Annotated in this window: 22 protein-coding genes; 11 read left to right on the top strand and 11 right to left on the bottom strand. The window is 44.3% G+C overall.

The genetic code is table 11. The annotated features are described in order from the left end of the window. The first annotated feature begins 111 nt into the window (after positions 1 to 111). Positions 112 to 1,488, top strand: coding sequence for an oxygen-independent coproporphyrinogen III oxidase (gene hemN / locus ACXAER_RS01965; protein ID WP_474826092.1), 1,377 nt, complete (start codon positions 112 to 114; stop codon positions 1,486 to 1,488). Here hemN and ACXAER_RS01970 read toward each other — a convergent pair. The 7 genes from ACXAER_RS01970 to moaB form a co-directional block, all read right to left on the bottom strand. Further along, positions 1,475 to 2,686 carry an ATP-binding cassette domain-containing protein gene (locus ACXAER_RS01970; protein ID WP_474826094.1) on the bottom strand — a complete coding sequence of 404 codons (1,212 nt, stop codon included), beginning with the start codon at positions 2,684 to 2,686 and terminating at the stop codon, positions 1,475 to 1,477. The two genes, hemN and ACXAER_RS01970, sit on opposite strands and share 14 nt — an antisense overlap. 1 nt (position 2,687) lies before the next feature. Then, positions 2,688 to 3,383 carry a molybdate ABC transporter permease subunit gene (gene modB / locus ACXAER_RS01975; RefSeq protein WP_474826096.1) on the bottom strand — a complete coding sequence of 232 codons (696 nt, stop codon included), beginning with the start codon at positions 3,381 to 3,383 and terminating at the stop codon, positions 2,688 to 2,690. Positions 3,384 to 3,385: 2 nt separating this feature from the next. Beyond that, the gene (modA, locus tag ACXAER_RS01980; RefSeq protein ID WP_474826098.1) at positions 3,386 to 4,525 is read right to left on the bottom strand and encodes a molybdate ABC transporter substrate-binding protein; all 1,140 of its coding nucleotides are present in this window, start codon (positions 4,523 to 4,525) and stop codon (positions 3,386 to 3,388) included. Beyond that, positions 4,525 to 4,998: a molybdenum cofactor biosynthesis protein MoaE gene (locus ACXAER_RS01985; protein ID WP_474826100.1), complete on the bottom strand. Its 474-nt coding sequence runs from the start codon at positions 4,996 to 4,998 to the stop codon at positions 4,525 to 4,527. Before ACXAER_RS01985 ends, modA begins: the two co-directional genes overlap by 1 nt. A 2-nt stretch (positions 4,999 to 5,000) precedes the next feature. Then, complete coding sequence (locus tag ACXAER_RS01990; protein WP_120959053.1) at positions 5,001 to 5,249, bottom strand: MoaD/ThiS family protein; 249 nt, start codon at positions 5,247 to 5,249, stop codon at positions 5,001 to 5,003. 159 nt (positions 5,250 to 5,408) lie between these two features. Next, positions 5,409 to 5,888, bottom strand: coding sequence for a cyclic pyranopterin monophosphate synthase MoaC (moaC, locus tag ACXAER_RS01995; RefSeq protein WP_474826102.1), 480 nt, complete (start codon positions 5,886 to 5,888; stop codon positions 5,409 to 5,411). Then, entirely contained in the window at positions 5,885 to 6,391 is a 507-nt protein-coding gene (gene moaB / locus ACXAER_RS02000; RefSeq protein WP_474826104.1) for a molybdenum cofactor biosynthesis protein B, read from the bottom strand. The genes moaC and moaB overlap by 4 nt, the downstream gene beginning before the upstream one ends. Positions 6,392 to 6,515: 124 nt before the next feature. Here moaB and ACXAER_RS02005 point away from each other — a divergent pair, with 124 nt between their 5' ends. The 3 genes from ACXAER_RS02005 to ACXAER_RS02015 all read left to right on the top strand — a co-directional run bounded on the left by ACXAER_RS02005 (position 6,516) and on the right by ACXAER_RS02015 (position 10,466). Beyond that, complete coding sequence (locus ACXAER_RS02005) at positions 6,516 to 7,286, top strand: HesA/MoeB/ThiF family protein (protein WP_474826106.1); 771 nt, start codon at positions 6,516 to 6,518, stop codon at positions 7,284 to 7,286. Between the two features lie 511 nt (positions 7,287 to 7,797). Next, positions 7,798 to 8,916: a peptidase M14 gene (locus tag ACXAER_RS02010; RefSeq protein WP_474826107.1), complete on the top strand. Its 1,119-nt coding sequence runs from the start codon at positions 7,798 to 7,800 to the stop codon at positions 8,914 to 8,916. A 443-nt stretch (positions 8,917 to 9,359) separates the two neighbouring features. Further along, positions 9,360 to 10,466 carry a methyl-accepting chemotaxis protein gene (locus ACXAER_RS02015; RefSeq protein ID WP_474826109.1) on the top strand — a complete coding sequence of 369 codons (1,107 nt, stop codon included), beginning with the start codon at positions 9,360 to 9,362 and terminating at the stop codon, positions 10,464 to 10,466. 117 nt (positions 10,467 to 10,583) lie between these two features. Here the strand turns inward: ACXAER_RS02015 and zapE are convergent, their stop codons facing one another. Beyond that, positions 10,584 to 10,985 carry an AFG1/ZapE family ATPase gene (gene zapE / locus ACXAER_RS02020; protein WP_474826111.1) on the bottom strand — a complete coding sequence of 134 codons (402 nt, stop codon included), beginning with the start codon at positions 10,983 to 10,985 and terminating at the stop codon, positions 10,584 to 10,586. A 326-nt stretch (positions 10,986 to 11,311) separates the two neighbouring features. Between zapE and ACXAER_RS02025 the strand changes: the two genes are divergently transcribed. Beyond that, positions 11,312 to 12,361: a hypothetical protein gene (locus tag ACXAER_RS02025; RefSeq protein WP_474826113.1), complete on the top strand. Its 1,050-nt coding sequence runs from the start codon at positions 11,312 to 11,314 to the stop codon at positions 12,359 to 12,361. A 211-nt stretch (positions 12,362 to 12,572) separates the two neighbouring features. On the opposite strand, the gene ACXAER_RS02030 is transcribed toward ACXAER_RS02025, so the two are convergent. Continuing rightward, the gene (locus ACXAER_RS02030) at positions 12,573 to 15,020 is read right to left on the bottom strand and encodes a zinc-dependent metalloprotease (protein ID WP_474826115.1); all 2,448 of its coding nucleotides are present in this window, start codon (positions 15,018 to 15,020) and stop codon (positions 12,573 to 12,575) included. 275 nt (positions 15,021 to 15,295) lie between these two features. Here ACXAER_RS02030 and trhP point away from each other — a divergent pair, with 275 nt between their 5' ends. The 4 genes from trhP (at position 15,296) to ACXAER_RS02050 (ending at position 19,682) form a co-directional block, all read left to right on the top strand. After that, positions 15,296 to 16,792, top strand: coding sequence for a prephenate-dependent tRNA uridine(34) hydroxylase TrhP (gene trhP / locus ACXAER_RS02035; protein WP_474826117.1), 1,497 nt, complete (start codon positions 15,296 to 15,298; stop codon positions 16,790 to 16,792). A gap of 3 nt (positions 16,793 to 16,795) precedes the next feature. Beyond that, positions 16,796 to 17,041, top strand: a complete 246-nt coding sequence (locus ACXAER_RS02040; protein WP_120959039.1) for a YfhL family 4Fe-4S dicluster ferredoxin — start codon at positions 16,796 to 16,798, stop codon at positions 17,039 to 17,041. A 117-nt stretch (positions 17,042 to 17,158) separates the two neighbouring features. After that, on the top strand, positions 17,159 to 18,370 hold the full coding sequence (locus tag ACXAER_RS02045) for an aminotransferase class I/II-fold pyridoxal phosphate-dependent enzyme (RefSeq protein ID WP_474826119.1): 1,212 nt from the start codon (positions 17,159 to 17,161) through the stop codon (positions 18,368 to 18,370). A 136-nt stretch (positions 18,371 to 18,506) separates the two neighbouring features. Next, positions 18,507 to 19,682, top strand: a complete 1,176-nt coding sequence (locus tag ACXAER_RS02050; RefSeq protein ID WP_474826121.1) for a saccharopine dehydrogenase family protein — start codon at positions 18,507 to 18,509, stop codon at positions 19,680 to 19,682. Between the two features lie 158 nt (positions 19,683 to 19,840). Here the strand turns inward: ACXAER_RS02050 and ACXAER_RS02055 are convergent, their stop codons facing one another. Next, a complete protein-coding gene (locus ACXAER_RS02055; protein WP_474826123.1) occupies positions 19,841 to 21,022 on the bottom strand; it encodes a pyridoxal phosphate-dependent aminotransferase in 1,182 nt (393 codons plus the stop codon). A 354-nt stretch (positions 21,023 to 21,376) separates the two neighbouring features. Between ACXAER_RS02055 and ACXAER_RS02060 the strand changes: the two genes are divergently transcribed. Then, positions 21,377 to 21,640, top strand: a complete 264-nt coding sequence (locus ACXAER_RS02060) for a DUF7218 family protein (protein WP_334048819.1) — start codon at positions 21,377 to 21,379, stop codon at positions 21,638 to 21,640. A gap of 122 nt (positions 21,641 to 21,762) precedes the next feature. On the opposite strand, the gene ACXAER_RS02065 is transcribed toward ACXAER_RS02060, so the two are convergent. After that, positions 21,763 to 22,638, bottom strand: coding sequence for a sterol desaturase family protein (locus ACXAER_RS02065; protein WP_474826126.1), 876 nt, complete (start codon positions 22,636 to 22,638; stop codon positions 21,763 to 21,765). Between the two features lie 694 nt (positions 22,639 to 23,332). On the opposite strand from ACXAER_RS02065, the gene ACXAER_RS02070 reads away from it, so the two are divergent. Further along, entirely contained in the window at positions 23,333 to 24,319 is a 987-nt protein-coding gene (locus ACXAER_RS02070; protein WP_474826128.1) for a DUF1852 domain-containing protein, read from the top strand. Positions 24,320 to 24,428: the final 109 nt, after the last annotated feature.

Raw genomic sequence — 24,428 nt, forward strand, 5'->3', positions numbered from 1 at the left:
CGTTTAACAATAAAACTTTGAAATAGATCAATTTCTTCCCTTAGCCAATACGATATGCTCAACATGTTTCGCTTAATAGGCGCTAGGCCACCTCAATAGGGTATATAAAAAATGAACACCAATGCTGTAAAGCAAAGCCACGACACATCTACTGTAAAAAAATATGCCCAACACGCCCCGCGCTATACATCGTACCCTACGGCACTTAAGTTCGAACCGTTAGAAGAAGATATATACCCACAAGCACTAGCTGTTTCCAAAGCGCCCGCCGTAAGTTTGTACGTACATATCCCTTTTTGCAAAACGCTTTGTTATTACTGCGGGTGCAATAAATTAGTCACTCGCCACAATGAAAAAGCCGACGACTACTTAGACTACCTAGAGAAAGAAATTCTGTCTAAGCGTTATTTAGCCGAGGGCAAGCGCGTGGTTTCGCTGCACTTAGGGGGGGGCTCACCCAGTTTTCTGAGCGAAATACAGCACACATTTTTGATTTATCTTTTAAAGAAGCATTTCACGTTTGAACTAGGTGCGGAGCTGTCTATTGAACTAGACCCTAGAAACGTGGACGGTGCCTATTTAAAGTGCCTTAGAAGCTTAGGCTACACCCGCATAAGCTTTGGCCTTCAAGACACCGACTACAATGTGCAGAAAATAATTAACAGAGTACAAAGCACGTCACATATTGCTAATTTGGTGTTTGAAGCCCGCACGCTAGGCTTCGATTCAGTAAACTTAGATCTCATTTATGGACTGCCGAACCAAACCCTAGAAACGTTTAAATCGACTATAGCTGCAACGAAAGCCATGATGCCCGATCGTATCTCACTTTTTAGTTACGCTCATTTACCTGAACGATTCGCGGCGCAGCGAAAGTTTGCAGAAGAAACACTGCCTACCAGCGAAGAAAAAGCGGCGCTTTATGCCCTTGCGGTAAATAGCTTTACTGGCGTGGGATATGAGTTGATTGGCCTTGATCATTTTGCCTTAAGCAAGGACGCGTTAGCCATTGCTAAAAATAAAGGCGAGCTTCACCGAAATTTTCAAGGCTATACACTGCGAGGCGATACTGACTTAATCGGCGTCGGCGTATCGGCTATCAGTACAATTGGTAATGCCTTTGCACAAAATGCGAAAGATTTAAAAGAGTACTATCAGCGATTAGACAACCATTTGCCTTCAGCCAAGGTTGGGCTCTCACTAACGCAAGACGACCTTATTCGCCGAGACGTGATATCAAGCTTGATGTGCAACTTGTTCGTAGACAAACAGCAGATTTCAGATGAGCATCACATCATCTTTGATGAGTATTTTTCACAGTCGTTGGAAAACTTAGCAGGGCTACATGAAGATGGCCTTGTTGAAATTACGCCTAAGTACATTAGAGTTCCCGAATCAGCGCGTATTTATATACGTGCTATTTGCGCTCGATTCGATGCCTATCTCAACGTGGATGAAACACTCGTCAACTACTCTAAGGCAATTTAAATCTGGCTATTATCTGCATCCCCGTTTCAAGGTGAAGGCGCGTTAAAGAAAGGTGGCTGATACTGGCATAAAGCGTTTGGTTGGTGTTTATAACGTTAAGCTTTAGCAGCACCTTAGCACTGTGAGTTTTGCCTTGCTGGGTTTGGACGATTTGAGGTTCGCTTTTGGTAGTGGTTAGCGTTGTAGATACAGGGTTAATGCTGGATATAACGCAAGGCAGCGCATTTAAAATGCTAATTGTGCTGGCATTACCAAAATCAGTAATGTTGGTGTCGATACTGACATCACAGGCCTTAACCGCGAAACGGGCAGATAGCTGTTCACTGCCATGTTGAGGGAAATACGATACAGATTCCTCACTGACATAAATCTCGTGCCCCGCTACTAATATCAGCACTATTCCGTTGACAGCTTGACTATTGTCATCGGTCAAAATTGCAGAGCCGTATTGACCTTCTTGCCTGTCGCTGTTGGTATTGTGATTGCTACCAGCGTTTTTATTCTGGTTATTACTGTCTCTTTTGTGTGGCGTGGCTACCGTCTCTCCTTCAAGCACGCTAGAGGGTGTTGTAAAACTTTCTCGTTCGAACACTCGAGCCAGCACATCCCGCGTTGGGCCACAGAGCTCAGCGAGGCCGCGATCAATGTAAATCAACTCATCGCTGAACAGGGCAAGATCGTCTAAGTCGTGAGAAATCACAAAGCAGGTAAGCTGACCCGACACACACAAATTTTTCAAAAACTGATAAATCTTACGACGGGTAAAGACATCAATAGCGCTTAACGATTCATCGAGTAATAGCACACCTGGCCCATTGACCAGCGCTCGCGCAATCGCGACTCTCTGCGCTTCACCACCAGATAGTGCATGAATCGGCTTATCGATTAAATGTTCACAATAGCAACCGCGCAAACACGCATCGATAGGCATTGCATTAGGGCTAGCGTGACGCTGCGCTAAGGCTAAATTACCCCGAACATCGGTATGAGGAAACAACATAGGCTGCTGAAACACGATGCCGACTTTTTGAGACGGCCATGGTGTTTCGACCTTTGCGCTTTTTTCCACGCCAGCAAGCGCCCGAAACAAGCTGCTTTTGCCCGCACCTGATGGACCGGTAACGCCGATAAAACGGCTTTCTGGTTGCAGTGAGATTTGTGCATCAATGCGATTTGGTAAATGCGCTGATATTCTCATGTTAGCGCCCTTCTTCACCACGAGTCATGCCATTGAAGCGATACAGTGCTGCGAGCATTAGGAATGAAAATACCAAAAGGGCAATAGAGAGGTTATGAGCGCTGTCGTATTCCAACGCCTCTACCTGTTCATAGAGCGCTATAGACAGTACTTGGGTTTCCCCTGGAATGTTACCGCCTATCATTAGCACCACGCCAAACTCACCAATGGTATGGGCAAAGCTTAAACCTAGCGCCACGACAATAGGCGCTTTGCTTAAAGGTAGCACTATTTTCATGAAAGCCTCGATGGGGGAAAACCCCAACGTTTTTGCCACATCTAAATAACGATTATCTAATTGTGAAAAGCCGCTGTACAAAGGCTGTAAAGCAAAAGGAAGCGAGTAGACTACCGACCCCAGCACCAAACCCTCAAAGCTAAATGCTAGGTTTCTGCCAGTAAGGCTTTGCCATCCCTGCCCCAACGCACTTTGTGGCGAAAACGCAACAAGCAGATAAAACCCGAGTACTGTTGGGGGTAGCACCAACGGCAACGCGAGTATCGACATAACAAAAGGCTTGGCTTTGCTCCGCCAATTAGCTAAAAACCACGCTAGCGGCAATGCAATGAACAACAGCAAACCGCTGGTGATAAAAGCCAGTTTTAAAGTAAGTAATATGGCTTCAAGGGTCGACGCTCCAAAGAATTCATTGAGCATATCTATTGACCAACACCAAGTGTATTCACTGGCTCATAACCCCATTCAATCAAGCTGTGCTGAACTCCTTGCGACATCAAATATTGCACAAACAGGCTAGCAGATGATACGCCATTAGCGTCGCTTAAATTGAACTGCTTAGAAGCTTGATGTTTATTTTCCTCGCCAGGCTCTTCTAAAGCCTGTGGTTCACCAATCGCTATCACATCGAACAGATTCGGCGTGAGGACTGCTGCTGTTTTGCTGTTAACGACTAACGACTGAATGATGGGTTGGTACAAGATTTCTGGCACAGGACTAATGACCGTCGTGGGGGCGACATTATTTACATCAACGGTACTCGCAAAATTAGAAGGTAAATCGAGAGCGAGCGAATACGCGACAAAGGCTCCTTTAACACTACCTGTGGTATAAAACTGAAGGGTTTGTAGGACGTTTTTGCCCATTACTCTGTGTGGCAAAAATGATTGCCATAGGGATAAATTCTGCAACGTTTGCTGTGCAGCAGTACCATAGGGCGCAAGTTTTGGATTAGCGATAGCCAACTTGTTTTGTGGATTTCCGATTAATTTAATAAGCTGCTTAGACAAACAGTCAGTACGCTGAACATTTATTTGTTCTTTTGTCTCTCCAGCAACATGCTTGCAGCTTTGTGCATCAGACAAGTCGCCAGAATAAACAAACGCCAGCTTGCCTTTCGCATAATCCACCACATTGCTTTTGTGTACTAGGTTATTCTCCGCCAAGGCTTGTGGCCTAGCGCGATCTGCCGATAAAAACACATCGAACGTCGCACCATGTTGAATTTGCGCATACAAGGTACCGCTAGAAGACACGGTTACCGCTACATCTATGCCTGTGAGCAGGGTGAACTGCTTTGCGATGTTTCTAAGCGGTTTTGCAAAGTTTGCAGCTACAGCCACGTTTATCTTTTCATCCCGCTCAAACGCGTCAGGATAGCTCTGTTCACCGGAATTAATACCGCTGCTTTCACTTACAGGCGCAGGCGTTGCTTCAAGACTGCCCGCTTGCGCTGCAAAGCTCGTAAAAGCCATGGCTCCTGTAAACAAACTAAGGCTAGTCAAAAGGAACATAAAAGACTTGTAAAAGCTTGCATGTCCCGTTGCGAAAGAAAAAGCCATTACTTTTTATGCATCCACTTGAGTGCAGCTTTATCGTCAGATGCTTTTGCCGCAACCCATTCAGATCTATCGCCCTTGAACTCTTTCTTCCATAGGGGCACAGACTGTTTAAGCATATCCATTAAATAGCTTGCAGCATCAAACGCCGCTTGGCGATGGGGGGCCGCAGCACCTACCCATACAATTTGCTCATTATTATATATACGCCCTACTCTGTGCAGCGCGCCAGCACTGTTAAGTGAAAAACGATCAATAGCTTGTTCAACCAGCAGCATTAATGCTTTTTCAGTCATGCCCGGGTAATGCTCTAATTCGATGCCGTCTATGTCGCCAGCGTTATTAAAATCTCTCACCAGTCCAGTAAAAGTAACAATAGCGCCGGTGTTACCGCAGGCCTTCTCGTCTGCCGACTGTTTTAGCCTTTCGTACAGCTCACCTTGGTCGAAGTCTTCAACTTGAACTAGCGCGAACATAGCTATCCCCCAGTCACAGGAGGAAAGAGCGCAAGTTCGTCACCGTCGCTAAGTACAGTTTCAGTATCACAAAGTTCTTGGTTTCGGGCAGTCAGCACACTGCCCTCTAATGCTAACGCCCATTTGTCGCTACGAGTTTTAAGCTGCGATAACACAGTTTTAATGGTGCTGTTGTCACTTAAATTAAGCGTAATATTGTCTTCGCCCGTAATCTCTCGGGTTTGTGCAAATGTTTTCAGCGTTATATGCATGTTCTGCCTTTTTTATAAATTCTTAACGACGCCTTGTTCGCGTGTGCTGACTGGTTTATCTTAATTTTCTGAACGACGATAATTCTAAAACACCTTGTCTAATGAGCGCGCGAACACGTTATGCTCGTTATTTTTAAAGTGCACCTTTCTTCTTGCCCACTAGTTAGCAGACTGCCAATGGCCAGTCTTACCGCCTTTTTTCTCCAGCACCCGTACTCCTTCCATGTGCATGCCAGGGTCGATGGCTTTGCACATATCAAACAAGGTTAACAGCGCCACATTTACGCCCGTTAGCGCTTCCATTTCAACACCAGTTTTACCACTTAGTTTGCAATAGCAGGTGGCTTTAATTCGGTTTTGATCGGCCTGAATGTCAAAGTTTATATCAACCTTCGACAGTGCCAGTGGGTGACAAAGAGGAATAAGATCAGCACAGCGTTTCGCCCCTTGAATACCCGCTACTCGGGCAACAGCGAATACATCCCCTTTTGCAATTTTTGCTTCAGAGATTTGGCGAATAACGTCTTCGCTTACGTACAAGAAGCCTTCTGCTGTGGCTTCTCGCTTGGTAACATCTTTGTCGCTAACATCTACCATATTGGCTTCGCCGCCAGCATTTAGATGGCTAAACGTACTCATGCTCCCACCAAATGCTTTACGAAGTTACACGGTCTGAAGTCGGCATCAAGCTGGCTAGAAATAATTTTTTCCCACGCTGTTCGACACGCGCCTGTTGAGCCTGGCAGGCAGAAAATAACCGTATTATTGGCGAAGCCCGCTATTGCGCGAGACTGAATAGTTGACGTACCAATCTCTTCATAGCTAATTTGACGGAATAGCTCGCCAAAGCCGTCCACTTCTTTGTCGAACAATACGCTAATGGCCTCTGGCGTTGAGTCACGGTGGGTAAAACCTGTACCACCGGTAATTAATACCGCGTGAATGTTTCTATCAGCAATCCACTTCGACACCACGGCACGCTGCTGATAAATATCATCTTTCACCAAATCGCGATCGTAAAGGTTATGGCCAACCGAGGTAAGCGCCTCTTTCAGGTAATCTCCCGACTTGTCGTTTTCGAGGGTGCGCGTATCTGAAATAGTAAGAACGGCAATATTAAGGGGTTGGCTGACAACTGACATATGAAATCCTAATTTGATATGCGACATTTTGGCGGTTTTTGATAAAGTACCAGCCAAAATACTATTTGGTAATCACTTTATAAGGGTGCATGCCATGAATTCAACAACTAAGTTGGCATAAACTATGTCTAAAAGCCTAACTAATCAGCAGGCTATGCGTTATAACCGCCACATTGTGCTTCCCAAAGTGGACCTAGACGGTCAAGAAGCGCTGCTAAACGCCAATATTTGTATCATTGGTATTGGCGGGCTTGGCACCGCGGCCGCCACTAACCTTTGCGCCAGTGGCGTGGGCTCTCTTACACTTATCGACCACGACACAGTCGAGGCCACTAACCTTCCAAGGCAAACCTTGTTTAGCGAACAAGATGTTGGCACAAGTAAAGTAGAGGCAGCAAAAGCGCGGCTTACTGCCATAAACAGTGACTGCGACATTACCGTTATCGCACAACAGTTTTCATCGCCCGGCATTAGCCAGCTGTCACCAGCGTTAAAACAGGCCATAGAGCGTGCTGACGTTGTGCTTGATTGCACTGACAACATCGATTCGCGGGATTTAATCAACGTATTGTGTTTTAAATTAAATACTCCACTGGTGTCGGGCGCAGCCATTCGCTTTGAAGGCCAGCTTTTCGTAGCTATACCCGGTGAGAGCCGTTGCTATGCATGCTTGCGGACGCTTTTTGAATCGCCCGATTTAAGCTGCGTCGAGGCAGGGATTTTCTCTCCTGTGGTAAACATTGTTGGCACTTACCAAGCTATGTTGGCTATGCAAGTATTGATGGATTTCGATAACATCCCTAAAAACACGTTAATGACGTTTGATGCACTGTCGCACGAGTGGCGAAACTGGAAGCTACCTAAAGGCGTGGACTGCGAGCTATGTGCTTGCTGAACGCAATTAAAGAAACCATAAAATTTTAGGTGGCAGGTAACTATTAAACGTAATCGTTGCTATCCATTACGGTATAGAGACCTGCCCTTTAACATTCACAAAATCACTTTTTATCGTTTAAGACTTCTTGGCGTTCACGTTCGTAAGTTTCATAGTCTTTTTGATACCGTGCTTCGCACTCATCTCGTTGCGCTCCCTGCAATTCGCTGCAGTTTTGTAACCGGTTTTGTTGCGCTGCGTTATACAACTGTTTCGACGTACACCCAGAAGCCAAAACCAGCAGTATAGTTAAGGGAATTATTTTTGTTAGTTTCATAACAGTTTCATTCTGAAAATAGATAGTTTTTGAGACGGTGCTATTTGGAAATAGTTTCACTGAACAATCATCAAAATGTTACGATTTATGTATTTTGAGCAATCATCTGAAAACGCTTGGGTCGTTACAAATACTCCTATCAATATGATTGCCGCGTTTTCGTTAGAAAAATAGACAGAAAATAGGTTGATTTAAATGACAACCCAAGTAGTAAAAAAACACATGGTAGTGGCGCAAAACGCGTCTGGACGTAATATGAACGTGCCAATTTATCGAATGAAGGGCGCGCGCCCTGGCCCCACCGTGTATATTCAAAGCTCTATTCACGGTGCTGAAGTGCAAGGTAATGTAGTTATCTATCATCTTATTCAGCGCTTGAAAAACATGGATATTTGCGGCGAAATTATCTTAGTACCCAACTGTAATCCCATTGGTACTAACATTAAAGCCGGTGAGTACACATTAGGCCGGTTCGACCCTGTGAACGGCACAAACTGGAACCGCGGCTATTTCTTCGATAAAGAAGCAGTAGAGCATTTCGCCAAAACCGTTACACGCGAAGAGTCTATTGAAGGCATAAAACAACGTTTTCGTGCGCACCTTTCTAATGCTATCGACAACAAACTGGCCGAACCCTGGGGGTTAGGCTTGGCGCAACAGTTAAACCTGAAACTACAACAAATGGCGGTGAACGCCGACTTTGTATTGGATCTCCACAACGGTCCTGTGTCTACCCGCCACGTTTATATACCTGAATACGCCAAAGACAGCGCCAAGCTGTTTAACATTCCCCACTGTATTTTTATACCTAACGTATTTGCAGGTGCACTAGACGAAGCGACATTTTGCCCGTGGTGGACACTGCAAGAAAGTATAAAAAGCAATTTAGAGCGCGAGATTAGCTTTAATGTTGAGGCTTTCACACTTGAAATGGGTAGCCAAGAAGTTATCGACTTTAACGAAGGTAACATAGATGCCACTAGCATTCTTAGCTACTTAAACGCCAAAGGCGTGTTGCACGAATGCGATATTAAACCGAAAGCAATGCAGCGTTTGGGCGTGTATTTAAAAGACTATAAAACCCTGTTCACCAACTGGGGCGGCATGGTGGAATACATGGCAAAACCCGGCCAAACCGTGAAAAAAGGCGAACCGCTAGCGCAGATTTTAAATATCGACGATCTAGATACCGACAACGGCAGCAGGACCCTAGAAGCCCCTTGCGATTTAATTCCCATCCTGCACTTCCCTTCTGCTTCTGTATTAAGTGGAACGCAGCTTTACAAGGTGTTTACGAATTATCAGGAGTTGTAGGTTTTTATGTGCCAGTAAAAACGTTTACTCAACGCATATAACTAGAAAGTTAACAAAAACCTGATAGTTCGCGTTGAGATCACACACGCGTTTCGAAGAAATAATTTTAGAGGCGACGAACGCCAAAATACAAAAACACCAGCCTTCGATTATAAACCTGACAGACTGTCGCATCAGAACAAAACTGATCATCTTAGTTGGTGGTGTTAGTAAGTAAAAAACAGCGCCGAACTGTTGAAAGCATTCCAAAATGAATTTTTTGCAAACATATTTGCAGGCGCGGTAGGCGAAGCGATATTTAGCTCGCGTTGAATACTTTCATCCAATAAAGGATATTTCTAATTAGCGACTAACACTTTAATCATTTTTGACTGTTTTAAATTAATTAGTCTAAGCTAAACAACATTGCACAGAATCCTAAACGATGCCAAGGACGCAAACTAATGTGGTTTAATAAACAGCCTGTAGCGACGAATTCAAACACTGAGATGGAGAATCTCAAAAAGGAAAACGAAAGGCTGCAAGGGCAGCTCTTGCAAATGGAGTCTCGTTTACACCAGTCTTATGAAGAAGCTGAAGAACTCGCCAGAAAAGTTAATGTCGAACGAACCATTGTAAAAAACTTTTTTCACTCGCTTGATTCATTGGATTTAGTGAGGCATGACGTGGCTCATTCTGCGACTCAACTGCACGCAGAAAAAATTCGTTTAGACAATGTGCTTGAAGATATTAGTGGCACTAGTACAGCCCTTTCAAACTGTGTTGAAGTGCTGAATGCAATGACGGGAAATTCAGACGCTATCAATAGTTCAATTGAGTCGCTTGCACAATCCAGTAAAGATATTGAGTCATTTATTGGGCAAATACAAAGTATCTCAGAACAAACAAACCTTCTAGCGTTAAACGCAGCCATTGAGGCAGCTAGAGCTGGGGAGCAAGGGCGAGGTTTTGCTGTAGTCGCGGATGAAGTTAGAACGCTTGCTAGTCGTTCGTCTGAAGCATCGTCTAAAATTTCAGATTTGACGGTAAAGGCTTCTGAAAGGACAGACAGTACTTATCATCAAATCAAGGAAAGTACACAACAAACCTTGCAAGTAGCCAGTTCTGCATCGCAAATAAGCGCATCCCTTGACAACGTTGCCCATATTGCTGAAGACATGGCTAATGTTATTTCTCTTTCTAGCGTCAGTACTTTTATCCAGACCGTTAAATTAGATCATTTGGTTTGGAAGGTTGAAGTGTATCGAACTATCCGGGGAGAAAGTGAAAAGACAAAAGATGATTTTGCAGACCATCACCAGTGTCGATTGGGTAAGTGGTATTATGAAGGAGATGGTAAGAAACATTACAGTCATTACGCGGAGTATTCACATTTAGAGGGGCCCCATGCATTAGTCCATCAGTCAGGCATTGCGGCTCTAAATGCACATGAAAACGGGGATGGAGCAACGTTAATCACACACCTAAACAAAATGGAAGAAGCCAGCGCTCGAGTTTTTGACTTCTTAAATAAATTAGAAAACAAAGTGAAAAACGAGATGGGGCATTAAAAATACTTTCGAAAAGCTTGTAAACCAATGGACAAAAACAGCACTGCAAGCGCAACTCTTGGCTCTGTAACTGATAAGAGGTACTTTTTAGTTGGTAGGGCACCTTATCGTAAGAGGTTATTGCCGTCCCCATCCCTTTCCACCCATTTCTACCAACCGAGACGCGGCTCGTCGAAAGGAAAAAGCAAGATCATTGGCAGACGAAAATTGTGCCAGTGACACGCCAATTCGCCCCGTCGCCGACCACTCATAATATTTCCCTTCTTTGGTGCGGATCATAGTGGTCGCAAAGGAACTCGAGTTTCCTCCCTTATCATTAACAATCAATTCGCCATCGCCGTCACTGCTTTCAACTTGCGCTTCAAAGTCAACAAACAATTCGTCGAGCGGGACTTGTGCCGCCAGCACCAAGGGGGTACGGGATTCATAACACGCGTCGACAAGAGTCACAAATCGTCGTGCTTCGTTGAGATGATTGGCGTCCAGTTGAGGGACGTGTTCCATGATGATTGAATACATCAAAACCATCCTCAGAAGTTTAAAGCTCTAGGTCCCATACCCAATTTTTTAATCAATTTTAGTTCATAGTGTTTTAAAGAAAGCGGACATTTTAGGTTAGAAGTCATAGTAGGCTTTTCCCACAGAGGCTGGGTCTACGGTAAATATGTAAATGGCGTTATTCTCTAGATTGAATTTTTTGTAAAAGCAGTCTCGGTTAGCTACTAGTGTTGTAATTGAACATTTTCTGTTCTATTTTCGAATATACAAGGATGACGTCTTTTTGCCGATTTTCAGTGCCACTGAATAAAGAGTTCTTTGTGATAACAAATCAAAAGGACTCTAATATGAAAAACTATATTATCTTACTGCTCACAGTCTCCGCCCTCTCCGGCTGTATCGTTAAAACAAATAAAGTGAATGAAGTTTACGCTGGCCCCAGCGGAAACATTGAATTTGATGGAATTGTCGACGTAATTGAGGGGACGAACAAAGATATTCGAATAGTTTTTATACATGGAATGGGGGGATATTCTTCCACCGGGGGTATCAGTGACTACTCGCGCGTTATCAAAGATTTACGTTCAGCACTTAAAATAAAAAGTCCCTACATTGATGACTCTCTCGATAGCTTTAGCTACAAGGGTCAAACTCTAAGATTCAATGTATTGTGGTGGTTGGACATCACGTCTCAAGCCAAAATCAAACTAAGGAATATTGATGACGATCCTGTATTAAATCCAAATAGAACCGAGACGACGAAACTCGCGAAAGATAGGCTGCTTAATGATGGAATTGTTGACGTAGTCATGTATACGGGCAGCTCAAAAAAACAGATAATAAAAAGGGTTAGAAACCAAGTTTTAGATTTGAAAAAGCAGATTGATGAGAATGAAAAGCTCATTGTTGTCACCTTTAGTCTAGGCTCTAAGATCCTTATTGATGTTCTCAGTGAACTGAAGGCGGATGGTGGTCATGTTCTAGATAATAGAGTCGATATGATTTATATGATGGCAAATCAAATCGCTCTATTAAATACCGGAGATTTGGTAAACAAAGCTCCGAAAACGTTGTCTGAGAAAATGGCTAGCGATTATGACGTACTACACTCAATCTTAGATGACGGTACTATTGATGCTAGAAACGCTAACCCAAAAAAGAGAGTAATTGCGTTTAGCGATCCTAATGATCTTTTGTCTTACCCAATAGATGAGAGCAGTGTTGGCGAATTAAAAGGCCAGTACGCCAATGTTGCCATCTCAGTTGCCCAAAAAACCTACAAAGTTCCAGTCCCTGGTGTATACAAATACGGTGTAGTTAATTATCTGCAAGCTCATACAGGTTACGTGCATGATGAAGTAGTGTCAGATTATCTGCTCTTTGGTACGAGTAAGTAACGATTCATTACTTGGTCTAAATAGACGTAATATGAGTATCACTTTTGAAAGATTAATGTCTTGCTCAATTTTGTCCGCCATTATTTGCGTGTTGGCATAGGGGCCAGTAGCAAAGCTAGCCCAATAGATATAACAATACGCCGTGCCGCAGTATTACTCTGCGGCACTAGCTACTCATCAAGATTGCACTACACTGCCCCTTTACTTACTCTTAAATAGGCGAACCTGGCGGTAGTGGTTCTACTTCGAAGCTACCTGGCCACGTTTTACTGGACCAGTAAGTATCGAACTGCTCTTTTAGTATCTCATACTGATTGTCGTCAGCTTCATCATCTAGCCACTCGCTAAATTCAAGTAAAGCAAGTTCAGCTTCCATTCTTACTTCTGGCGCCAGCTTGTCGTTAGTGACCGCTTTCATCACGGCATTTAATGAAACTAACTGTAAGCGCTTTGCTAGTGGACTTTGCGACTTATTTTTATACCAGTGTACGCTAAGTATTTGCTTCACCAGCATTGAAACGCCCACTTTTTTGCGTCTATCTTTACTGCTTTTTACTTGCCACTCTAGGCGATTCAAGCGCTCTGGGTGCAATAACAACTCAAACGCAAAATTTGACGCCGAAGCGGCCGCAGAAACTGGGTCTAACATTAATCCCATTTTACCCTTAAAGTGCTCGCGGGTAATGTCGTCACCGTAGGCTGTAGGTGGAATAAGCGCGAGTACCGATTCAGGTATAGTAAGGTAATCCGCCGTAGTAGCAGTGATTAACTGCTGCATAGCGCGCTGCTGCACTGCGGGGGCGACAAATTGCTGCCCTTGCGTTTGGGTGTAATCGCCTTTGCGTTCATATTCGTAAACTAAGCCGCCTACTTGCTTTGCTACGGCTTCTAGCTGATAGCGATGTAACAAGTAAATGGGCACTAAAGCATTTTCGAGCGACGACAAGCTGCTGTTTGGGCTCAACGTATCTAAACCCAAATTGGCTAACGCCAGTTCGCGCACTTGTGAAATTTCATCGAAGGCATCTAGCGGGTTACTACCGTTTTCCCACATATGACCATTTGCTGACGCATGACGGCTACTGCGGGTATCTGGGTCTGATTTAAAGCTTAACCCTTCATTACGACCTTTAACGATAATTTTTGCCAAAGCTTCGGCTTCTTCTACGTCGCTGGCAAAGTCTTGATAGCCATACGCTACGGCGTGAATATCCCATGCGCCTATGCCTTTGTCATACGCGCCTTCAAGGCTAATTTTGCCGTTTTTAATGCTTATTTTAGGGTGAGGATAATCCATTACCGACGCACGGTTATTTTCACTTGCCGCAAAGTTGTGCGCTATGCCTAGTGTGTGCCCTACTTCGTGAGCAGAAAGCTGCCTAATGCGATCCAGCGCCATTTCTTGCTGCAAAGTGGTGTCGGTGTTGCCGTCTTTAAATGGGCTGGTTAGGCCAAGGGCAATTAAATAATCTTGCCTTACACGCAGCGAACCTAAAGTAACGTGACCTTTGATAATTTCCCCCGTACGCGGGTCGACAACCGACGAACCGTACGACCAGCCCCGCGTTGCGCGATGTACCCAGTTAATAACGTTGTAGCGCACGTCCATAGGGTCGGCACCTTCAGGCAATACTTTTACCTGAAACGCGTCTTTGTAGCCTGCAGCTTCATAGGCTTGGTTCCACCAGCTTGCTCCCTCTTTAAGCGCGGTCATCACCGGCTCTGGGATACCTGGGTCTAGGTAATACACAATTGGCTCCACTGCTTCGCTCATTGCTGCATGGGGCGTTTTCTTGTTTAAGCGATGGCGGGTAATAAAACGCTGCTCAGTAGGTTCACTAATAGGTGTTGAGTAATCGAAATAGCTAAATTTCCAATAGCCTGAATATGGGTGGTACTCCCTAGGCGTATAGTTGTCGTCAGGCAGTGCCACAAAGGAATGATGTAAGTGCACCGACACGCTTTCTGGGTCGGGGGTAACTTGCTGAACGTATTCACCCGGCTTTTTGCCAGCAAAAGTGACTAACGCTTCTAGCTCAGTGTTCTTTTCAAAGGCTTTGGTTTTAGGTAAGTACACCCCGCTTCGCATTTTATCTACGCTAAAGCTACCTTGATTGGTGCGCGCCATGCGGTTAACGATACCGTGAATATCACTTAATAAAAAAGGCGTGTAATCTATAAGGCTGGCGTTATCGCTTTTCGCTACCAGCATAAAACCTGCAATAACCGAATCGGCAAACGCTTCATCAATGCTTTGCTTTTCAGCGTCGCTGCCGTGGGCCGCTCGATATTTGGTGTTATGCTGCTTTAATAAAACCTTGTTACCAAACTTTTCGAAGCTTACCAAACGGGTTTCGCCAAGCTGTCCGCGATCGAGGCCAATGTCGTTCGAGCCTACACCGTAGGGCAAGCTGCTTTGAAACAAATATTCGGCGTTACCTGTTGGCACCGCTAAATACACTTTGTCACTTTCATCGTCATAGTAAACAGGAATTAGACCGTCTTTTTTGGTCATATCGCTAGTGAATTCACCAATGCTTGGCAGCGCGGCCCAAGCTGAAGACGTAGACACAACAAATAATACCGTAATCGCAATAACCGATTTGCCGGAGGCTTTTATTTGTCGCGCCGCTTTATGAAAAATGTTCAATTGCAGCATGCAGTTAGTCCTTATTATTGTGAATTTCTAGCCTACCCTACCTGGCGGCTTTTGCCCATGGTGATTCGTCGTTTTAGTGCGTCAATTAAGGTGATTGATTATTTTGCTATAAGTTCTCACTACATTTGTCTTAGTGCAATTGCCTTGCTGCTCAGTCTAATATGCAGAAATAATTTGATCTCCATCAACCCCTTGCCTGATTTGCCTTGAGGGCCTCACGGTGTACTTATAGAATCCGCCGCCTTGTTAAAGGCGTCTAGTAGCGGTTTTTATATATGACTTCAAACACTTCTTCTCGTAACAGCTCTTCAATTCAATGCGAAGATTCAGCGTTAAAACTTTCCGACCAAACGTTTAACGCACCAGAATTACTTGCTCCGGCAGGTAGCTTGCGCAATATGCGTTACGCTTTTGCCTATGGAGCAGACGCTGTTTATGCTGGTCAACCCCGCTACTCGCTACGCGTGAGAAATAACGAATTTAGCCTCGAAAACTTAGCGATAGGTATAGAAGAAGCGCATGCCCTAGGCAAGAAATTCTACGTGGTGAGCAATATTGCCCCTCACAACAGCAAGCTTGGCACTTACCTTAATGATATTGCGCCGGTAATTACTATGAAACCTGACGCGCTAATTATGTCAGATCCCGGACTAATTATGATGGTGCGCGATGCATTCCCTCACATGCCAATTCATTTAAGTGTTCAGGCCAATGCTGTGAACTACGCCACGGTGAAGTTTTGGCAGAAACAAGGCATTGAGCGCGTTATTTTATCGAGAGAACTTTCACTTGAGGAAATTGAAACAATCCGCGAGCAAGTGCCAGACATGGAATTAGAAGTGTTTGTTCATGGCGCACTTTGCATGGCGTACTCCGGGCGCTGTTTATTGTCTGGCTACATGAATAAACGAGATCCTAATCAAGGCACTTGTACCAATGCTTGTCGTTGGTCTTATGATGTTAAGGCGGGAAGCGAAAACGAAATCGGTGATATCGTTCAAGCCACCGAAATTGATAAAGCCGTTTCGGCACCTCAAACGGTCATTCCCACCCTTGGTGAAGGCGCGCCAACTACTCATGCATTTATGTTAGAGGAAAAAGAAAAGCCCGGCGAATTGATGCCTGCCTTTGAAGACGAACATGGCACTTATATTATGAATTCAAAAGACTTGCGTGCCGTTCAGCATGTCGACCGTCTAACCAAAATGGGCGTGCATAGCTTAAAAATAGAAGGCCGCACAAAATCACACTACTACTGCGCTCGAACAGCGCAAGTTTATCGCAAAGCCATTGACGACGCAGTAGCAGGTAAACCCTTCGACAACTCGTTAATGGGAAGCTTGGAAACCTTGGCTCATCGAGGTTATACGGAAGGTTTCCTGCGTCGTCACTCACACCAAACGTATCAGAACTACGAATACGGGCATTCTGTCAGCGATAAACAGCAATTTGTTGGTGAAGTGCTAGGCCGCTGCGACGAAACTGGTTTTGCGATTATAGATGTTAAGAACAAATTCTGTGTAGGGGACTCGCTAGAACTGATGACACCAAGCAGAAACATTACCTTTGCGCTTAATGAAATGCTGGATAAGAAAAATCTTTATATTAGCGATGCCAAAGGTTCAGGGCACCAAGTTAGAATACCTCTACCTTGCGATGTAGACCTAGATTTTGCTCTACTGCTACGAAATCTGGATGAAGGCGTTGATACTCGTAACCCATTTCGCAAACCGGATAGTGCCGTAAAAAAACAGAGCATGAGCGAGGTATAATTCATGGCACTGCTTATTCTAGATAGCTGCATTAATTGCGATATGTGCGAACCTGAGTGCCCTAATTCAGCAATTAGCATGGGAAATAACGTGTACGAAATAGATGCTAATCGTTGTACCGAATGCGTGGGGCATTACGATGCCCCTACCTGCGTGGCAGTGTGCCCTATAGATGTCGTTAAACCAGACCCGAACAAGAAAGAAACGTTAGATGAGTTAGCTGAGAAATTTATACGTTTAACTACTTAGCAACGATGTAAGCCAACAGGTTAAACATACTATTCAAAGAATTTTCTTGAATCCTACTCAAGAGTGATCCCTAATTGCAGTACTGTTTGAACTGGCACAACTAATAAGGGTTTTGTTTTGAAGTTTGCCTCTCGTGCTACCGCTATCTCTCCGTTTCTTGCCATGGCCTATGGTGAAAAGGCCACGGCTCTAGAAAAGCAAGGTAAAGATGTTATTCGTCTTAATCTTGGTGAGCCTGATTTTGGCGCTCCCGAGCCTGTACTTACGGCAATGAAAGAAAGCTTGAATATTCCAGATTATCCTTATACGTCTGCGCTAGGTATGCCTGAGCTCCGAGAAGCCATAGCCCGCTTTTATGAAACTAAACACGGCGTAAAGGTAAGTCCTTCACGCGTGGTCGTAACCGCCGGCGCGTCTGGTGCTTTACTTTTGGCAAGTGCTGCCTTGGTTGAACCCGGCGATAACGTGATATTGGGCGATCCGTCTTACCCCTGTAACCGACGCTTTTTAAACGCATTTGGCGCAGAGGTAACGCTGGTGCCAACACGTAGCGAGGATAACTTTCAATTAACCGCTGAAAGTGTTGCCGATAATTGGAAGCAAAACACAAAAGGCGTGCTTATAGCCACACCGGCCAATCCGACAGGTACAGCAATTGATATAGACGAGTTGATTAAAATTGGCGAATACTGCAAAGCCAACGGCGGTTTCTTGATTGTTGATGAGATTTACTTGGATCTTTCGCTTTCTATTGATAACGATGCTAACCAGTCAACCAGCAACAAGAACGCCTTACTTCGAACCGTACTTGCTAATGATAAGCTGGAAGACACTGTAGTAGTAATTAATAGCTTCTCTAAATATTTTGGCATGACCGGCTGGCGTCTCGGCTGGTGTGTTGTGCCTGAAGCGATGACCTCCATCGTTGAAAAGCTCGCACAGAACTTGTTCATTTGCCCCTCCACCCTTTCGCAAAAAGCCGCCCTTGCGTGTTTTACTTCTGAGGCATTGGCGCAATGCGAACAAAATCGTATCAACCTGACAAAGCGGGCCTCTTTCGTTTTTAATGCACTTGAAAAAATCGGCCTTAGTTTAGATGCCCAGCCAGACGGTGCTTTTTACGCTTTCATCAATATTAAACACACAGGGCTAAGTGCTATTGAGTTTTGTGACGCCCTGCTCTCACAACATCATGTGGCACTTACGCCTGGCAATGATTTTGGCGAGCACAATGCCGACCACTATGTAAGGCTGTCTTTCGCTACGGGTATGGACCGCTTAAACGAAGGATTAACGCGTCTGGCTAAGTTTGTTAAGTCATTAAACTAACGCTTTATCGCCTACCGTTTAATTTCGTGAATAGACAAATATTACCGAAAAAAATGATAGATAACCTCGCTTGTGCGTATATTGGGTATCGTATATTGATGACACGTGTCAAAACGAAATAAGACAGGACAAAACAATGAGTAACGAACGGGAATTTGATGTAGTTATCTTCGGTGCTACAGGTTTTACGGGCAAGCTAGTAGCTGAGTACTTTCAGGCGCAGTATGGTAATGACAGCAGTGTGAAATGGGCAGTTGCAGGTCGCAATGAAGCCAAACTTACCGATGTAAAACAGGAACTGGGTATTAGTGATAGTGTTGCCAGCATTGTAGCCGACGGTGATGATGCCGACGCGCTAGACGCTATGACTAAACGAACTGCGGTTGTACTCACCACAGTGGGCCCTTATCAAATTTACGGTGAAAAGTTACTCTCTGCGTGTGTTGATAATGGTACGGGATATACAGATTTATGCGGTGAGCCGGCATGGATGCACCAAATGATCAATAAGTATGAAGCGAAGGCCAAAGAAACTGGCGCAAACATTGTATTTTCTTGCGGCTTTGACTCAGTACCATTTGACTTAGGTGTTCACTACTTACAAGCGCATGCTAAAAAGCAAACTGGCGACGTGATTGAATACGTTAAAGGTCGCGTTCGCAAGATGCAGGGAACCTTCTCTGGTGGCACGGCTGCTAGCCTTAAAGCAACCATGGCTGCTGCTCACAAAGACAAATCGGTAATGGCCGCGCTTATCAACCCGCATTCGTTAACCGATGGCGCATCAAACCAGCCTCAGCCCGACGGCAACAAACCTTATTTCGACGAGCAATTAGGTACATGGGTTGCCCCCTTCATTATGGCGGCAATCAATACGAAAAACATTCACCGCACGAACTATTTAGGTGGCTATGCCTATGGTAAAAACTTCCAGTACGATGAAATGATGATGACGGGGCCTGGCGAGAAAGGTGAAGCCATGGCAAACCACGTCGCTAAAGATAAGTCGCTGGCTAGCGATGATGGCCCTAAGCCTGGTGAAGGCCCAAGTAAAGAAGAGCGTGAGAACGGTTTTTACGATGTCATGTTTGTAGGTACAGCCACCAATGGCGATATGCTAGCCGTTTCGGTTAAAGGCGATAAAGACCCTGGCTATGGTTCTACCAGCAAGATGATTTCAGAATCGGCGCTTTGCTTGTGTAAAGACGTTAACCTATCTGGCGGCTTTTTCACACCAGCAGCAGCCTTGGGCGATAAGTTAATTAGTCGCCTAGAAGAAAAAGCAGGCTTAACGTTTGCTATCGAAAAATAAGGGCTAGAATAGAGTCTTAAGGAAGGACTAAAGTAAAGTTTAAACTTAGTTTATCCTATAAAAAATAGCGTGCATTTTCGCACAACTACTATTAAAAAGGCTGAACACAATTAGTGTTCAGCCTTTTCTTTCTGCGCTAGGTGTTATTATTGTTTTTTCTAAGCAAGTACTGCTTTTAATGCTTTAACGCACGCATCTGTTTCTGAAGGCGTGCCGACACTGATCCGTGACCACGAGTCGTAACCTGGCCATGTGCGCCCTACCACCTTTACACCCTGAGCTTTCATTTTTTCCGCGAATTCATCGTGCGGCATACCCGTATCCATATAGATAAAATTACCTTGCGGATTTGGTGCATACGGCTGGTTCAACTCCTTAGCCACTTTCACTAGTTTTTCACGCTCGGTTTTAATGCGTGAACGCATTGTGTTTAAGTTCGCATGGTCGTCCATACTTGCCATTCCCGCCACGAGTGCCAAGTAGTTCACACCACCCATGCGTAGCATGCCTCCCATAGTTTTAGCCTGTTCGGTGGGCATAATGGCGTAGCCTAAACGCTGGCCTGCCATTGCGTGAATCTTAGAAAAGGTGCGGCATATCACCACGCTGTGGCCTTCTGCTACTAGCTTAGATTGCACATTAGCTGGATAAGCATCAGACATTTCAATGTAGGCCTCATCGATAAACACCTGTGCTTTCTTTGACACGCGCTTTGCAAAAGCAGTCAGTTTGGCTGCATCGACCATGCTCCCCGTGGGGTTATTTGGATTGCATACATACACGGCGGTAGTATCTTCGGTTACAGCTGCCTCAATCGCATCAAGGTCTAATGTCATGTCTGCCGCAAGGGGGACATAAGTGACATCTGCCCCCATAAACTCAGCGCCTCGCGGCACCCCTTCATAGGTTGCCATAGAGGTAACTAGTTTGTTGCCATTTTTCGTGATCCAGTCAGCGTAGCCAAAAAGAATAGGTGATGAGCCGTTTGTAATAACAATTTGGTCGGCAGATACGCCCTCTTGCTCTGCAATTTTTTGCGCTAATACTTCAACGGTAGCATCAGTGTAACGTGCTAAATTTAAAAGCTCGCTTTGCATCGCTTTTGCAGCTTTCTTTGATGGGCCAAAAGCATTTTCATTTGACGATAAGCGAATAAGACCGTCGTTCACATTAGGGGTAGCTGATGGAAAGTGTTCGGTGGGCATTCCTGCTGCATAGAGTTCACCCATGATACCGTCGACACTAGTAGTCAATGCCACTGCACCAGCGCCTAAACCTACTGACTTTAACCAGTTGCGACGTGACGAATTCACCGTGGTTTGTTGTACATTTTTATTCATATTTCGCTCTGCCTTCCATCTACAATATCTTCAGACTAAAGACTTAATTTTGAACGTGCAATAGGATAAAAAACGTAAACCATTGACTCAAATGCACTTTTTGCGTGCATGAAACGCACTAAAATTGACAATACAAGAAGTTTTAACGCCTTAAGCCGTTACATTGCGGTGCAGTGGTATTTTGAGCATTTGAGCGTTTGCGATGAATGACATTTTTTATGACGCTTCTATCTAACAATTTTTCAGAAAGCACCGATTGTCATTCATGCGAAGCTAAACCATCTTGGTGAATACAGAGTATGTAACATAGTTAAATCTATAATTTTAAATACATTGCAAAACAGGAGTTTCAAAATGGCTAAGGATCACGGTACTCAAATTAAAAACGACGATACTTACGAAGCGCTTCGCGATGAAGGCTATAGCAAAGAAAAGTCAGCACGTATTGCCAATGCACAGGCAAACAGCGAACAAACGCCTTCTAAAGATGGCGGAAAAGGCAAGAAGTACGAGGACCGCACTAAAGATGAGCTTTACCAAAAAGCAAAAGAGGTAGGTATTGAAGGCCGCTCAAACATGAACAAAGACGAGCTGATCGACGCGTTGCGCAACCACTAATGGCGGGCACACCATCACTCATAGAACTGGTCTTATAGAGAGTTAAACAGTTCATGGCTCTTCATGATTTTAGGTAGGTACAAAGCGTTTCTTGCTATCAATGTTAGTTGTAAAGCAAAACCCTATTTTTTAAACGGCATCGCAAAAAGTGCTCTGTAACTGGGCTGTTCCTCACTAATACCAGTATCTTCAGTATCAGCGTCCTGAAACGTTCCAAATAACCGATCCCAAAGAATACACACGCAGCCAAAGTTAGTGTTACTTTCACTGATAATTTGAGAGTGATGGTGAACATGATAGCGATTGGTGGTAAAGAACCAGCCTACTATCGCCGAGTTTAGGCGCAAATTACTGTGTGCAAGTAATGCCGTTACTGCCGTTAGTGAAACAAATGCAGCACCAACTGCTTCTCCACCCAGAAGAAAACCCACAATAGCCCTCGGGAGGATAAGGAAAAACGCCTCTATTGGATGATTTGCCAAAGAATTCAAGCTGCTTAGTTTTTTAAACGCATGGTGAGCACCGTGTCCTGACAACCTCCAAAGCCATCCCCAACGGTGAGACGCCCTATGATACCAATAGTTGACAAATTCGAATGCTGCGAAAATTATTAGGACTTGCACAATAACGGGCCATTGTGTTGGCCAAACATCCAGTTGCCATGCCTGGTTAAAATTTTCCATCCATCGAAAAAGCGAAGCTTCATAAAGTGTCTCTACCGCGACATAGGCGATTGCTGCTACAAACACAAACCCAAGAAGCGCTGCGTTTTCTCCTATGTTTTTTCGCCAGCTAGACCGCGCTGGAATGACGACTTCAAGTAAAGTAATAATGCAAAATGCAGCAGCAATATATAAAGTATGCGCATCAATTGAGGCGCCTGAATGCGCCAAGTACAAAGAAATTGCAATAAAAGCAGGTTGTAGTGTCCAAAATACCCCTATGCGCAAAATACTGTTAAAAAGCGATTCGCTTTTAGCATGTGTCTGCTTTCTCATAACTCATCCTTGTTTATCAGCTGTGATCTATCTTTAATTCAGAGAGCGCCCAAAGGCTTCTATACTATCCATAGTGTAGCCTTAACTTCACCAGCGATTTATGTCCGTTTGTAACAAATACTGTCAGTCGAATTGACTTGGGGCTTAGTTTGTTAGTATTTTCCGTTCAAGTATTCGACTTTGCTCTTTTAGCTAAAACCCCAATAAAGCCAAAACTTAACCCTATGAACGCGCCCACTGCACCCAACCATACGCCAGCATCGCCATAACTGACGTTACTCAAAAATACACCTGACACAATGCCGCTATAAGCGAAAAGAAGACCTAGCCCAGCCCCGAAATAACCGTATCTCGCTTGATACTTACGAGGGTTGAAAAATGAAGAGGTAAATGCAGAACTTGAGAGCTGTTCAATGCTTCACTGTTAATAGTTTCTTTCATTAAAAATCCCTTTCACTAAAAACAAACCCACTGAAGATTTTGCTGAATTGCTCACGAAATTGCTACGACATTGATACGACAAACTACCGCCAAGTACTAACTCTGCCTAAATTAAAGCTCACGAATGAATAAAATTCATTAAAAAATGAAATTAAGTCATTTTTACTCATAATTAAAACCCCGTATAACGTACCTATAGCTTTTACAGCAGTTACAACACTCGGTTTAATCTTTTGAATAGAAGCGCATTTTCATGAACAGTAACGTGGACACAAATTTCTCTTTTACTATTAACAGCGTCAAGTTTGATGAAGATTATCACCCGTCAGACAATACGCGCATTACTACTAATTTTGCTAATTTGGCGCGAGGTGAGCGCCGAAAAGAGAATTTACGCGATGCGTTAAGTATGATTAACAATCGGTTTAACGCGTTAGCTAGCTGGGACAATAAACGTGGTGACCGCTATGCCGTTGAACTAGAAATAGTATCGGTAGATATTGATATAGAAGGAAACGGCAACACCTTCCCCACTATCGAGATATTGCAAACCAATATCATCGATAAGCAAACCGGTAAACGCACCCAAGGTATCGTGGGTAACAACTTCTCGTCTTATGTGCGCGATTATGATTTTAGCGTTCGTCTATCGAATCATAACCGTGGACAGTCGTCTTTCAGTGTACCCAACGACTTTGGCGACCTCCACGGCAAACTGTTTAAATACTTTGTTAATTCAGAAGCCTATAAAACACACTTTTCAAAGCTGCCAGTAATTTGCTTGAGTGTTTCTGACAACAAAACCTACCGCAGAACAGAGAACCAGCACCCTGTATTAGGTGTGGAATATCAGCCTAATGAAACGTCGCTAACTGAGCAATATTTTAAAAAGATGGGCTTAAACGTGCGCTATTTCATGCCGCACAACAGCGCCGCGCCTTTTGCTTTTTATTTCTTCGGCGATTTGCTAAACGACTACACCAATTTAGAGCTTATTAGCACGATTGCGACCATGGAGACGTTCCAGAAAATCTATCGCCCAGAAATTTACAACGCAAACGCACAAGCAGGTCTAAGCTACAAGCCAAATTTAAAAAATAGCGACCATTCTGTAACACGCATCGTGTATGACCGTGAAGAGCGCAGCCAGCTCGCTGTTGAGCAAGGCAAGTTTGTAGAAGATAATTTTCTGAAGCCTTATCAACACAAGCTACAGCAATTTGCGGCAAGCTATGCCTAATAATACCTTTTTATAGCGCGGCTCATAACGTTCGAACAGGGCTAATTGAATTCGAAATATCGATGAAAAGGGCAGTACGCCCTGCCCTGTATTCACCTATCCGAATTAT

The sequence above is a fragment of the Alteromonas sp. AWJ4_199 genome, from assembly GCF_056159165.1.